Here is a 12,331-nt window from a genome sequence, read left to right as displayed (position 1 = left end):
GGCGCTTGTTTTGGAACGCGCATTATTCCTTATTTTCGCGCTGCAGCAAATGAAAGTGGACAGCGCCCGCTTTACCTTGCCGCACGATTTCCCACCCGGCGAGCGTCTCGTTCTCATCGAGTTCGAGCGCCTCGCCCGCTTCAACATACAGAAATCCGTCCGCGCTCACGAGCGGCACCGCCAGCGCGAGCGCTTTGCCGAGCAGATCGTCGCCGAACGGCGGGTCGAGAAATACGACGTCGAACGAACCGGGCGCGAGACTCGCGGCGAGGCGCAAACCGTCAGCTTCAGCGATTTCGATCGTGCGCGCCGACAGGCGTTCCTGATTCGCGCGCAACTGGCTGGCGGCCCGCGCATTGCGCTCCACCATCAAGACTCGTGCCGCGCCGCGCGACGCCGCCTCGAAGCCCAGCGCGCCGCTGCCGGCGAACAGATCGAGGCAGCGCTGGCCGTCCAGATTCTGGCCGAGCCAGTTGAACAGCGTCTCGCGCACGCGATCGGGCGTGGGGCGCAGGCCGTCGAGGTCGAGCACGGGCAAAGGCGTGCGCTTCCAGTCGCCGCCGATGATACGGATGGCGTGCGGCTTGCCGCCTTTGGACGAAGCGCCGTGGGCGCGTGAAGGTGCTGAACGGGGCATGCAGTTTCGATTACGTGATGAAGGCGCCCGCAACGTCGACACGTGCGGGCCGGAGCGCCAACGTTACCACAGCGACGCCCCGCGTCCAGCCTGGCCTTTCGGCCGATACGACGGGCGGCGGCGCGCCTGATAAAATGTGCGGCTTCCAGCGCCTTGCATCCCGCATCGCAACGCTGCCTGCCGCTCCCGCCGGTCTTATGCCGGCTGCGCGCATCGGCGCGCGCTCTCACCACGCCAGATCATGTTCAGCTTTTTCAAACGATTCAAGGGTTCGAAAGAGTCCGATAACGCGCCAGAAGAGTCGCAAACAGCGCCAGAAGGCTCGACGCTTGACGCCGCCGTGGAGGCGCCTGCGCCCGTCGCGCCGGCTGCCCCGCGCCCAGCCGATGCGCCGGTTCGCGTCGAGACGCCACCCGTGGCCGCTCCGTCCGCGATCGAGCCCGAACCCGAGCCGGAAGCATTCGCCTTCGAGGAAACCGTCGAAATCGTGCCGCCGCCGCTGCCGGACGCAGGCGCGAAACGCTCCTGGCTGACGCGTCTGAAGACCGGCTTGTCGAAGACGAGTTCGAACCTGACCGGCATTTTCGTCGGCACGAAGATCGACGAAGACCTGTACGAAGAACTCGAAACCGCGCTGCTGATGTCGGACGCGGGCGTCGACGCCACCGAATTCCTGCTCGAAGCGCTGCGCGAAAAAGTGCGCACCGAGCGCCTCGCCGATCCCCAGCAGGTCAAAGCGGCGCTGCGCACGCTGCTGGTCGACCTGCTCAAGCCGCTGGAAAAATCGCTCATGCTCGGCCGCGCGCAGCCGCTCGTGATGATGATCGCCGGCGTCAACGGCGCGGGCAAAACCACCAGCATCGGCAAGCTCGCCAAGCATCTGCAGAGTTTCGACCAGTCGGTGCTGCTGGCCGCGGGCGACACGTTCCGCGCCGCCGCGCGCGAGCAACTGGCCATCTGGGGTCAGCGCAACAACGTGACCGTGGTGTCGCAGGAAAGCGGCGACCCGGCGGCGGTGATCTTCGACGCGGTCGGCGCCGCGCGCGCGCGCAAGATCGACGTGATGATGGCGGACACGGCTGGCCGCCTGCCGACCCAGCTGCATCTGATGGAAGAACTGCGCAAGGTGAAGCGCGTGATCGGCAAGGCGCAAGACGGCGCGCCGCACGAACTGCTGCTGGTGATCGACGCCAACACCGGCCAGAACGCGCTCGCACAAGTGAAGGCTTTCGACGACGCGCTCGGCCTCACCGGCCTGATCGTCACCAAACTCGACGGCACGGCGAAGGGCGGCATTCTGGCCGCGATCGCGCGGCAGCGTCCGATTCCCGTGTATTTCATCGGTGTCGGTGAGAAGGTCGAGGACTTGCAGCCGTTCAGCGCGGAAGAGTTTTCCGACGCACTGCTGGGCGGCTGAACCCCAAACAGCGTCCGCGGCTAAAGCAGCAAAAAGGGCACTCCGAGGAGTGCCCTTTTTGCATCCCGCCTGCCGGATCAGGACAGGTCACTCAGCGTCCGGTTGCGCGCCGGGCGCCGCGCGGGCAAACGCGTCGAGTTGCATCGCGTGATCGTAGATGCGCTGGATGGTCGGAAACTTCGCCGTGTCGACCTTGAAGCGCTGCGCGTTGAACACCTGCGGAATCAGACAGGTGTCGGCGACGGTCGGCGTATCCCCGAAGCACAGCTTGCCGGTGCGCGAATCGCCCGCCAGATGCGTTTCGAACGTTGCGAAACCCGCTTCCACCCAGTGACGGTACCAGGCGTCCTTGGCATCGTCGTCGAGACACAAGGTGTGCTTCAGATACTTCAGCACGCGCAGATTGTTCAGCGGATGGATCTCGCACGCCACCTGCAACGCCAGCGCACGCACATATGCGCGATCGGCCGGCGTCGCGGGCAGGAGCGGCGGCTCGGGATGCGTCTCTTCCAGATACTCGATGATCGCGAGCGACTGCGGCATCACGTCATTGCCGTCGATGAAGGTCGGCACGATCCCGTCCGCATTCACCTTGCGGTATTCGGGCTTCAACTGCTCGCCGCCGTCGCGCACAAGGTGCACCGGCACGTAGTCGTACGGCAGATTCTTCACGTTCAGCGCGATGCGCACGCGATAGGACGCCGAGCTACGGAAATAGCTGTAGAGCTTCATGTTGTCTGTCTCCCCCAACTGGCCGTCAGACGACGCGCACGCTGAGCTCGCCGAGCCCGTCCACGCCACCCTTCATCAGATCGCCCTGCACCACTGCGCCGACGCCTTCCGGCGTGCCGGTGAAAATCAGATCGCCGGGTTGCAGTTCGAACAGCGTCGACAGATAAGCGATCGTCTCGGCCACCGACCAGATCAGTTGCGACACGTCCGAGTTCTGCTTTTCGTCGCCGTTCACCGACAACCAGATCGCGCCCTTGTCGACATGGCCGACGGTCGTGACCGGGTGAATCGGACCGAGCGGCGCCGAGTGATCGAAGCCCTTCGCGGTATCCCAGGGACGGCCCAGCTTCTTCGCTTCGGCCTGCAGATCGCGGCGTGTCATGTCAAGACCGAGCGCGTAACCGTAGACGTGATCGAGCGCGCTCCCGGCCGGAATGTTCTTGCCGCCCCTGCCGATCGCCGCGACCATTTCCATCTCGAAGTGGACGTTTTTCGACTGCGACGGATAGGGAAACTCGCCGGTGGCGCCGGGCGCGACGTACAGCACGGCATCGGCCGGCTTGGCGAAGAAGAACGGCGGTTCGCGGTCGGGATCGTGTCCCATCTCGCGCGCATGCGCCTCGTAGTTGCGGCCCACACAGTAGATGCGACGCACCGCGAACTGCTCGCTGGACCCCACAACCGGCACCGCGACCACCGGTGCGGGTGCAAAAACGTAACTCATCCCGTTCTCCGTTTCTTGATGTGTGCCGCCAGCGCGACGATAAAAGATCGAGTGTAACGCGCGACAAAGCGCCGCGCGCGCCCGTTCGGCATGAACCGGCGCGGCCGGCATCGCGGGCGCGCTGTCTCGCGGGATCGCCATAGATGCGATACTCACACTCAATAGCGTCTCCTGAATACCGTGGCCGACCGCTCCGAGGCGGCACGTCAACACGTCCCACTGCGCCCGATGACCGACTCCGCCGACACCGTCAATCCCTTCCCCTGCGCCCGCTTCATCAAGGAAATCGGCCGCGGCCCGAACGGCGCCCGCGCGCTGACCGCCGACGATACACGCACGCTTTACACCGCCATGCTCGACGGCCGCGTGGCCGAGCTCGAACTCGGCGCGGTGCTGCTCGCGTACCGCGTGAAGGGCGAAACCGCCGACGAACTCGCCGCAATGCTGGCCGGCGCGCATGCGTCGTTCGAGCCGGTTCATCTGCCGCACGGCACGTTCCGGCCCGTCTCGATACCCAGCTACAACGGCGCGCGCAAGCAGCCGAATCTGGTGCCGCTGCTCGCCCTGCTGCTGGCGCGCGAAGGCGTGCCGGTGCTGGTGCATGGCGTCACCGAAGATCCGGGCCGCGTGACGAGCGCGGAGATCTTCACGCATCTGCAAATTCCGCACGCGCGATCGCACGCCGATATCGAAGACGGTCTCGCTGAGCACCGCCTTGCGTTTGCTCCGATCGGCGTGCTCGCGCCGAAGCTCGCGCGGCTGCTTGCGCTGCGCCGGCGCATGGGCGTGCGTAACTCGACGCACACGCTGGTGAAAATCCTGCAGCCGTTCGCGCCCGCGGGTTTGCGCCTCGTCAACTACACCCACCCGCCGTATCGCGACAGCCTCACGCAACTGTTCAACACGCATCCGGACGCGGCCGCCGGCGGCGCGCTGCTTGCGCGCGGCACAGAAGGCGAAGCGGTGGCCGATACGCGGCGCCAGGTGCAAGTCGACTGGTTGCACGACGGCGTCTGCGAAACGCGCGTGCCGCATGAACGCTCGTCGCCGGATGCGCCGGAAGTGGACTTGCCCGAGGCTAAAGACGCGCCGACGACAGCGGCCTGGATCAGCGCCGTATTGCGCGGCGAAGCGCCCGTGCCGAGCGCGATCGAACGGCAGGTCGAACTGATCGTGGACGTCGCGAGAATGCCGGCGTAACCGCCTCGGCGTAAGCGCTGCGGTGCGCTTGCCGTCGCCCGCTGCGACCTGCGCGGGTTGACACGCCGCGACGCGCCGTCATACATTAGACCCATGCGTTCCCTTCCGAACACCCTCCGAATTACCTCCGGCCGCCTAGCGCGGCCCCTATCGCTACGCCTAGCGTAAGTCAGGCGTAGCGCCGCGCGTTGGCAGCTCAGGTTGCTCGAAGCGCGGTCTCTCCAGCAGTTCCGTTGTTCCGTTTCACCCCCTAAGCGTAGTTCTTCACAACCTGTAGTCGTTTGCATTCGTCCGTTTATCGCGCGGACGAAGCGCGAGGATCAAATGCACGCCGCATGGGCTTTATCCACGTCCGTTTTCGCCGTCACGATGACGCTGTTCGTTCGCGCCCGTTCGTTGTTGCCGCTAGCCCCCGGCTGGCGGCCCGTGCACCCGTGGCAGTCCGCCAACCGCTCGACGCCACATCCTTTCGCATGCGACACAACGAACGAGGCTCACCATGTTGCAAAATCCCGCTGAAAAATATCGCCCCTTCCCCACCGTGCGGCTGACCGGCCGCAAATGGCCGAGCCGCACGATCGACCAGGCGCCGGTCTGGATGAGCACCGATCTGCGCGACGGCAATCAGGCGCTGATCGAGCCGATGAACGCGGCGCAAAAGCTCGAGTTCTTCGAGATGCTGGTCGCGATCGGCTTCAAGGAAATCGAAGTCGGCTATCCGTCGGCGTCGCAAACGGATTTCGATTTCGTCCGCAAGCTGATCGAAGAAAAGCGCATTCCCGACGACGTGACCATCGAGGTATTCATGCCGTCGCGCGCGGAATTGATCGCGCGCACGTTCGAGGCGCTGGAAGGCGCGCCGCGCGCCATCGTGCACTTGTACAACGCGATCTGCCCGTCGTTTCGCCGGATCGTGTTCAACCAGTCGAAGGCCGAGATCAAGGCGCTGGCCGTCGCAGGCACGCAAATCATCAAGGAGCATGCGCAGGCGCGGCCCGGCACGCACTGGACCTTCCAGTACTCGCCGGAAACGTTCAACGCGGCCGAACTGCCATTTGCACGCGAGGTGTGCGACGCAGTGGCGCAGACGTGGCGGCCCACGCGCGATCACAAAATGATCGTCAACCTGCCCGCGAGCGTGGAAGCGGCGACGCCGAACGTATTCGCCGACCAGATCGAATGGATGCACCGCAATCTCGGCTATCGCGACAGCATCGTGCTGTCGGTGCATCCGCATAACGATCGCGGCACCGCGGTGGCCGCCGCGGAACTGGCGCTGCTGGCGGGCGCGGACCGCGTCGAAGGTTGTCTGTTCGGCAATGGCGAGCGCACCGGCAACGTCGATCTCGTGACGCTGGCGATGAATCTGGCTGCGCAAGGCGTCGATACCGGGCTCGATTTCTCGGATATCGAGGCGGTCCGGCGCGTCGTGGAGCGCTGCAATCAGTTGCCGGTGCATCCGCGGCATCCGTATGCGGGCGATGCGGTCATTCGTGCGAAAAGCGGGGAGCGACAAGGCGTCGCGGCGCATGAGCCGGAAGTGGCCGAAGCCGGTGCGGCCGATCGTCGCGAGTGGAGCGGTGTGGATGAGGAAAGCGTCGCTGCCTGAGAATCAGGGCGAGTGACGCAAAAACCGACGCACAAGCGCGCTACCCGCGTGCCCGCGTCAGCCGGAGCAACCCGCTCACGAGGCGCGGCCAGCCCGGAAACAGTAAGCTCAAAAGGCTCACTCGATTGCGCAACGCGTTGCCTGCCAGGCAATCAGGCGCCATCGCCCGTCTTCCTGCGTATGGATCGCCGTGTAGGCGATCGGAAACAGCAGCGCTCCGTTATTGGCTTCCATTTCGATCAGCGCCCGGCCGGTCACGACGCAGGTCTCGCGCCCGACCGGCAGCACCTCTTGCGACTGAATCTCGATCTGCCGATAGCGGCGGCGGCCCGCGGTAATCCCGTCGATGAACTGCCGTTTCGTTTCCCGCTTGCCGTTCGTGTGAACGTAGCTCACGTTGTCCGCGAGCAGCGTGTCGAGCGATTGCCCGTCGCCGTCGACCATCGCGCGAAAACGCTCTCGCTCGAGCTCGCGAACCGCTTCGATTATCTTTGCCGCCATCGCTCAGCCCCTCGCACCGGTGAGCCGAACGTGGCCACGGTCGTCAGAAGTTATATTGCAGATATAGCTGGTGGAAATTTATACCAGGATTCGGCTCTTTGATACCGCCGTTGGAAATATGCTGGAAGCGATAGCCTGCCTGGTACTGCTGGTGGCTGCCGAACTGCATGCCCACGCCGGCCATGTCGGCGAACTGGAACGCAGTGCCCAATGTGAAGGTCGAAGAAATCCGGGGACTCGACAGCAGCCGGATGCCCGCGCCCAGTTCGGCGTACGGGCGGATCGAGCCCGACCCCTTGATGAAGCGGATGATCGGCGTCACGCCGATTTCGCCGATGTTGTCGTGCACATTGCCTTCGTTGGTGTGCCACCAGGCCACGTGCGCTTCGCCGATCAGCGAGAAATGCCAATCACCGATCTGCCACCAGGTCAGATCCGGGTCCCAGACGAAACCGAGGTCGAATTTCTTGACGTGGCGATCGCCGAGGCCGCCGGCCACCTGCACGCCAAACTGGTCCGCCGAAGCCCATCCTGAAGTTCCCACCAGCACGGCGCCAGCCGTGATATTTAGAGCCAGACCACGCAAAGCATTCTTCTTGTTGTTCATCTAACACCCGAGCTCCGCCGAACGTTGAACAATCCTTAACCGTTTTGCGTATTGTAAAGACAATCTCAATTTAGTGGATCGTATGAAGAAACCCGTCTTTCCGCAATTAGTCACCTCAAAACCAGCAAAAGTCGGTCATTTATAACAATGAAGGCGATCTGTTAGGTAAGTTCTACGCTCCGAGCAAAGAAGCCGAGGGAGGCGTACCATGGCTATTGAATCGTGAATTTCAATAGGAATTTACGGAACTTGGATGCCCCTACAGCCTCTAAGTATTAGCACTCGGCAATTCAGAGTGCTAACATCCAACGCTGGAGTCGTTACCTGAATAAGCTTTTGTCTGATTCCAAAGGAGTTTCCTACGTGAGCCATGCAATGACCCTTCCGAGTACTTTGAGCCCGTCGTCGGCTAAGGCCGCTTCGGCAGGTGCACTGGCGCTCTCGCATTCCTCGCTGCTGCCCGGTCAACTGGGCAATATCGACGCCTACATCCAGGCCGTAAATCGGATTCCGATGCTGACGCCGGCGGAAGAACGCCAGTTCGCCACCGAATTTCGCGAGCAGGACAACCTAGAGTCCGCGCGCCGTCTCGTCCTGTCGCACCTGCGGCTGGTCGTATCGATCGCGCGCAACTATCTGGGCTATGGACTGCCGCACGCCGACCTGATCCAGGAAGGCAATATCGGCCTGATGAAGGCCGTGAAGCGCTTCGACCCGGAGCAGAACGTGCGCCTCGTGTCGTACGCCATGCACTGGATCAAGGCTGAGATCCACGAATACATTCTGCGCAACTGGCGGATGGTGAAAGTCGCCACGACCAAGGCGCAGCGCAAGCTGTTCTTCAACCTGCGCAGCCACAAGCAAGGGCTGGGCGCGTTCACGCCGGACGAGATCGAAGGTCTCGCCAAAGAGCTGAATGTGAAGCGCGAAGAAGTGTCCGAAATGGAAACGCGCCTCTCGGGCGGCGATATCGCGCTGGAAGGGCAGGTCGAGGACGGCGAAGAGTCGTACGCGCCGATCGCCTATCTGGCCGACTCCCATAGCGAGCCGACCGCCGTGCTGGCTTCGCGTCAGCGCGACAAGCTGCAAAGCGACGGTATCGCGAGCGCGCTGGACGCACTGGACGCCCGCAGCCGCCGCATCATCGAGGCACGCTGGCTAAAAGTGGAAGACGACGGTTCCGGCGGTTCGACGCTGCACGAACTGGCCGACGAATTCGGTGTGTCCGCCGAACGTATTCGCCAGATCGAGGCAAGCGCAATGAAGAAGATGCGCGGTGCACTGACCGAATACGCGTAAAGCTTGAAGATTGTCAGCATGCCGGTTCGTCCGGCGCGCGCTATCCGGCCGCCAAGCCCCGCCCTCGCAAGACGGCGGGGCTTTTTTTCGCCCACGCCGCGGCGTTTTCGCGCACGCGCACACTGACGCAAGAGCATCACCAAGCAACACGCGTTTCTTGACGTATCACAAACCAGATAGCAATACTGCTTGAACGGGGCAAGTCTCGCGACCCAATGCCGCAGCGCCGAACTGTTGCGCGCGAGGTTCTACTCCTAGAATCGGGATGCACTCGCCAAACCGCCGAAGCGGCCTGGCGCCAGCCGGATTCACCGGTGTGAAGTTGCCTTCTACCGATCATGACCACAGCCCTCAATCGCAGCACCACCCGCCGCCCGAGCCTGCGCAAACGGTTCCACGGCTGGGTGCGCGGTCCGACGCTGGCGCGGGATATCGCCATCGTCCTCGCCATCAAATTCGTACTGCTGATGGCGCTCAAGTACACGTTCTTCAATCATCCACAGGCGGAGCACATGTCGCTGCCGCCTGAGCAAGTCGCGCAGGCGCTGTTGTCCGTGCCTGCCTCGCATCCGTCCCAAGGTGATCAACATGCCCGTTAGCGAAGTCGTAGAACTGTCGCGCCTCCAGTTCGCCATCACCGCGCTTTACCACTTTCTGTTCGTCCCGCTCACGCTCGGCCTGTCCTGGTTGCTCGTCATCATGGAGTCGGTCTATGTGATGACCGGCAAGCAGATCTACAAGGACATGACCCAGTTCTGGGGCAAGCTGTTCGGCATCAACTTTGCGATGGGTGTCACCACCGGCCTCACGCTGGAATTTCAGTTCGGCACAAACTGGTCGTATTACTCGCACTATGTCGGCGATATTTTCGGCGTGCCGCTCGCGGTTGAAGGGTTGATGGCGTTCTTCCTCGAATCGACCTTCGTCGGCCTGTTCTTCTTCGGCTGGAACCGGCTCTCGAAGACCCAGCATGTGTTCGTAACGTTCCTCGTGGCGCTCGGCTCGAACCTGTCGGCGCTGTGGATTCTGGTGGCCAATGGCTGGATGAACAATCCGGTCGGCGCTACCTTCAACTATCAGACCATGCGCATGGAGCTCGACAGCATCTTCTCCGTGCTGTTCAATCCGGTCGCGCAAGTCAAGTTCGTGCATACCGTGTCGGCCGGTTATGTGACGGCGTCGATGTTCGTGCTTGGCGTGTCGTCGTGGTATCTGCTGAAGCGCCGCGACACTGAATTCGCATTGCGCTCGTTCGCGATTGCCGCCGGCTTCGGTTTGGCGTCTACGTTATGCGTGATCGTGCTCGGCGACGAATCCGGCTACCGCACCGGCGAAGTCCAACAGGTCAAACTGGCCGCGATCGAATCCGAATGGGAAACCGCGCCCGCGCCGGCTCCGTTCACGATCATCGGGATTCCGAATCAGAAGGAAGAGCGCACTGATTACGCTATCCGGATTCCCTACGCGCTAGGCCTCATCGCCACGCGTTCGCTCGATGAACCCGTGGTCGGCCTGAAGGATTTGATGGCGCGCAACGAAGAGCGCATCAAGAACGGCATGCTCGCCTACGCCGCGCTGCAGAAACTGAAGCAAGGCGATATCACCGACGAAGCCAAAGCCGACTTCGACGCGCACAAGCAGGATCTCGGCTACGGCCTGATGCTCAAGCAGTTCACCGCGAACGTCACCGACGCCACGCCGGATCAGATCGCCCAGGCCGCGAAGAAAACGATCCCGCCTGTGGCACCCGTGTTCTTCTCGTTCCGCTTGATGGTGGGCCTCGGCATTCTGTTCCTCGCCACTTTCGTGCTGGCGTTCTGGTTCTGCGCGCAGCGCTCGTTGTTGCTGGAGAAGCGCCGCTGGTTCCTGCGCTGGGCCGTGTGGGCGATTCCGCTGCCTTGGCTCGCGGCAGAGTTCGGCTGGATTGTCGCTGAAGTGGGCCGTCAACCGTGGACCATCGCGGGCATTCTGCCGACCAACCTGTCGGCCTCGAGCCTGACACCGAATGACCTGTATCTGAGTATCGCGGGCTTCGTGGTGTTCTACACGGTGCTGTTCATCATCGAAATCATGCTGATGTTCAAGTACGCGCGGCTCGGTCCCTCGTCGCTGCATACGGGCCGCTATCACCACGAACAACAGCCGCTGAATCAGCCGCTGCCGACCAACACGGCCGCATGATTCGCCGCCACTGAGCTTCAAGGGAAAAGATCATCATGGATTACGCAACCCTCAAACTGATCTGGTGGGTGCTGATCGGCGTGCTGCTGATCGGCTTCGCGCTCACCGACGGCTTCGACATGGGCGCGGCGATTCTGCTGCCGTTCATCGGCAAGACCGACGCCGAGCGGCGCATCGTCGTGAACACGGTCGGCGCGACGTGGGAAGGCAATCAGGTCTGGCTCATCACGGCGGGCGGCGCGATGTTCGCCGCGTGGCCGCTGGTGTACGCGGCGTCGTTCTCCGGTTTCTATTTCGCGATGCTGCTGGTGTTGTTCTCGCTGTTCTTCCGGCCGGTCGGCTTCGACTACCGCAGCAAACGCGAAGACCCGCGCTGGCGCACGGCGTGGGACTGGGCGCTATTCGTCGGCGGCTTCGTGCCGGCGCTGGTGTTCGGCGTCGCGTTCGGCAACCTGCTGCAAGGCGTGCCGTTCTCGTTCGACACCGACCTGCGCGTCACCTATCACGGCGGCTTCTTCGCGCTGCTCAACCCATTCGCCGTGTTGTGCGGCCTCGTCAGCGTCTCGATGCTGACCGCGCACGGCGCCGCCTTCGTCAAGATGAAAGCGGACGACATCGTCGCCGAGCGCGCTTCGCTGGCGCTGCGGATCGCTGCGCTCTCTTGCGTGGTGCTGTTCCTGATCGCCGGCGCGCTGATCTCCACGATGATCGGCGGCTATCAGGTGATCGACGCCCCGCCGCTCGACACGGTCGCCAATCCGTTGATGAAGAACGTAATTGGGGCACCCGGCCTGTGGCTCACCAACTACGCGAACTATCCGTGGATGGTGAGCGCGCCGGTGGCCGGTCTCGTAGGCGGCGTGCTGGCCACGTTGCTCGCGCGCTCGCGCTTCGAAAAGAGCGCCTTCCTGTCGACTTCGCTGATGATCATCGGCGTGATTCTGACGGCGGGCTTCTCGATGTTCCCGTTCATCATGCCCTCCTCGCTCGACGGCCGCAGCAGTCTCACCGTGTGGGATTCGACCTCGAGCCGCATGACGCTGCAGATCATGCTGATCGCCGTGATCATTTTCCTACCGATCATCCTGATCTATACGAGCTGGGTGTATCGCGTGATGCGCGGCAAGGTGACCGCCGCCGCGCTCGAAGAAAATCACCATACGATGTATTGATCCGCAACACGCTCAACAGGAGTTTGCGATGTGGTATTTCAGTTGGATTCTCGGGATCGGCGTGGCGTTGGCGTTCGGCATCATCAATGTGATGTGGCTGGAATCGCATCGGCCGTCAAAAGCCGGCGCACAGAAGAGACGCTAAAACAGCCTGTGCCGGCCACGGGCCGGTAAACGGAAAAGCGGCACCTTGAATGATTCAAAGTGCCGCTTTTTTATTGCTGCATGACTACTGGAGGTGAAGCAGCGCGA

General features: G+C 62.8%; 12 protein-coding genes and 1 pseudogene. 8 read left to right on the top strand and 5 right to left on the bottom strand.

Annotated features, from left to right (window positions below; translation table 11 throughout):
• Window positions 1–22 precede the first annotated feature (22 nt).
• Window positions 23–637, bottom strand: coding sequence for a 16S rRNA (guanine(966)-N(2))-methyltransferase RsmD (gene rsmD, locus P0D80_RS12485; protein WP_132376128.1), 615 nt, complete (start codon window positions 635–637; stop codon window positions 23–25).
• Window positions 638–878: 241 nt separating this feature from the next.
• On the opposite strand from rsmD, the gene ftsY reads away from it, so the two are divergent.
• Window positions 879–2,054, top strand: coding sequence for a signal recognition particle-docking protein FtsY (gene ftsY, locus P0D80_RS12480; protein ID WP_408284173.1), 1,176 nt, complete (start codon window positions 879–881; stop codon window positions 2,052–2,054).
• Window positions 2,055–2,141: 87 nt separating this feature from the next.
• On the opposite strand, the gene maiA is transcribed toward ftsY, so the two are convergent.
• On the bottom strand, window positions 2,142–2,786 hold the full coding sequence (maiA, locus tag P0D80_RS12475; RefSeq protein WP_408178273.1) for a maleylacetoacetate isomerase: 645 nt from the start codon (window positions 2,784–2,786) through the stop codon (window positions 2,142–2,144).
• 25 nt (window positions 2,787–2,811) lie between these two features.
• Complete coding sequence (locus P0D80_RS12470) at window positions 2,812–3,510, bottom strand: fumarylacetoacetate hydrolase family protein (RefSeq protein WP_408178272.1); 699 nt, start codon at window positions 3,508–3,510, stop codon at window positions 2,812–2,814.
• A gap of 228 nt (window positions 3,511–3,738) precedes the next feature.
• Here P0D80_RS12470 and ybiB point away from each other — a divergent pair, with 228 nt between their 5' ends.
• Both ybiB and P0D80_RS12460 read left to right on the top strand, forming a co-directional pair.
• Window positions 3,739–4,710, top strand: a complete 972-nt coding sequence (gene ybiB / locus P0D80_RS12465) for a DNA-binding protein YbiB (protein ID WP_408178271.1) — start codon at window positions 3,739–3,741, stop codon at window positions 4,708–4,710.
• Window positions 4,711–5,209: 499 nt separating this feature from the next.
• A pseudogene (locus P0D80_RS12460) lies at window positions 5,210–6,250 on the top strand (2-isopropylmalate synthase); the annotation flags it as partial.
• A gap of 186 nt (window positions 6,251–6,436) precedes the next feature.
• Here the strand turns inward: P0D80_RS12460 and P0D80_RS12455 are convergent.
• Together P0D80_RS12455 and P0D80_RS12450 are read right to left on the bottom strand one after the other, a co-directional pair.
• Window positions 6,437–6,820 carry a nuclear transport factor 2 family protein gene (locus P0D80_RS12455; protein WP_132376133.1) on the bottom strand — a complete coding sequence of 128 codons (384 nt, stop codon included), beginning with the start codon at window positions 6,818–6,820 and terminating at the stop codon, window positions 6,437–6,439.
• A gap of 43 nt (window positions 6,821–6,863) precedes the next feature.
• Window positions 6,864–7,427, bottom strand: a complete 564-nt coding sequence (locus P0D80_RS12450) for an acyloxyacyl hydrolase (RefSeq protein WP_132376134.1) — start codon at window positions 7,425–7,427, stop codon at window positions 6,864–6,866.
• A gap of 363 nt (window positions 7,428–7,790) precedes the next feature.
• Between P0D80_RS12450 and rpoH the strand changes: the two genes are divergently transcribed.
• From rpoH to cydX, 5 genes are all read left to right on the top strand, one after another.
• Window positions 7,791–8,726, top strand: coding sequence for an RNA polymerase sigma factor RpoH (rpoH, locus tag P0D80_RS12445; protein WP_007179432.1), 936 nt, complete (start codon window positions 7,791–7,793; stop codon window positions 8,724–8,726).
• Between the two features lie 338 nt (window positions 8,727–9,064).
• Window positions 9,065–9,325: a cytochrome oxidase putative small subunit CydP gene (gene cydP, locus P0D80_RS12440; RefSeq protein ID WP_408178270.1), complete on the top strand. Its 261-nt coding sequence runs from the start codon at window positions 9,065–9,067 to the stop codon at window positions 9,323–9,325.
• Entirely contained in the window at window positions 9,315–10,907 is a 1,593-nt protein-coding gene (locus tag P0D80_RS12435; RefSeq protein WP_408178269.1) for a cytochrome ubiquinol oxidase subunit I, read from the top strand. Before cydP ends, P0D80_RS12435 begins: the two co-directional genes overlap by 11 nt.
• Window positions 10,908–10,942: 35 nt before the next feature.
• A complete protein-coding gene (gene cydB / locus P0D80_RS12430) occupies window positions 10,943–12,079 on the top strand; it encodes a cytochrome d ubiquinol oxidase subunit II (RefSeq protein WP_408284169.1) in 1,137 nt (378 codons plus the stop codon).
• Window positions 12,080–12,107: 28 nt separating this feature from the next.
• A complete protein-coding gene (gene cydX / locus P0D80_RS12425) occupies window positions 12,108–12,224 on the top strand; it encodes a cytochrome bd-I oxidase subunit CydX (protein WP_408284167.1) in 117 nt (38 codons plus the stop codon).
• Window positions 12,225–12,331 lie beyond the last annotated feature (107 nt).

The sequence above is a fragment of the Paraburkholderia sp. RL17-373-BIF-A genome (assembly GCF_046030175.1).
GTDB lineage: Bacteria > Pseudomonadota > Gammaproteobacteria > Burkholderiales > Burkholderiaceae > Paraburkholderia.
This window is presented reverse-complemented; position numbering and strand designations above follow the sequence as displayed.

Bases quoted from the DNA above. Each gene is read 5' to 3' on its own strand.
- rsmD (WP_132376128.1), bottom strand. From the start codon at position 637: ATGCCCCGTTCAGCACCTTCACGCGCCCACGGCGCTTCGTCCAAAGGC.
- ftsY (WP_408284173.1), top strand. From the start codon at position 879: ATGTTCAGCTTTTTCAAACGATTCAAGGGTTCGAAAGAGTCCGATAAC.
- maiA (WP_408178273.1), bottom strand. From the start codon at position 2,786: ATGAAGCTCTACAGCTATTTCCGTAGCTCGGCGTCCTATCGCGTGCGC.
- P0D80_RS12470 (WP_408178272.1), bottom strand. From the start codon at position 3,510: ATGAGTTACGTTTTTGCACCCGCACCGGTGGTCGCGGTGCCGGTTGTG.
- ybiB (WP_408178271.1), top strand. From the start codon at position 3,739: ATGACCGACTCCGCCGACACCGTCAATCCCTTCCCCTGCGCCCGCTTC.
- P0D80_RS12455 (WP_132376133.1), bottom strand. From the start codon at position 6,820: ATGGCGGCAAAGATAATCGAAGCGGTTCGCGAGCTCGAGCGAGAGCGT.
- P0D80_RS12450 (WP_132376134.1), bottom strand. From the start codon at position 7,427: ATGAACAACAAGAAGAATGCTTTGCGTGGTCTGGCTCTAAATATCACG.
- cydP (WP_408178270.1), top strand. From the start codon at position 9,065: ATGACCACAGCCCTCAATCGCAGCACCACCCGCCGCCCGAGCCTGCGC.
- P0D80_RS12435 (WP_408178269.1), top strand. From the start codon at position 9,315: ATGCCCGTTAGCGAAGTCGTAGAACTGTCGCGCCTCCAGTTCGCCATC.
- cydB (WP_408284169.1), top strand. From the start codon at position 10,943: ATGGATTACGCAACCCTCAAACTGATCTGGTGGGTGCTGATCGGCGTG.
- cydX (WP_408284167.1), top strand. From the start codon at position 12,108: ATGTGGTATTTCAGTTGGATTCTCGGGATCGGCGTGGCGTTGGCGTTC.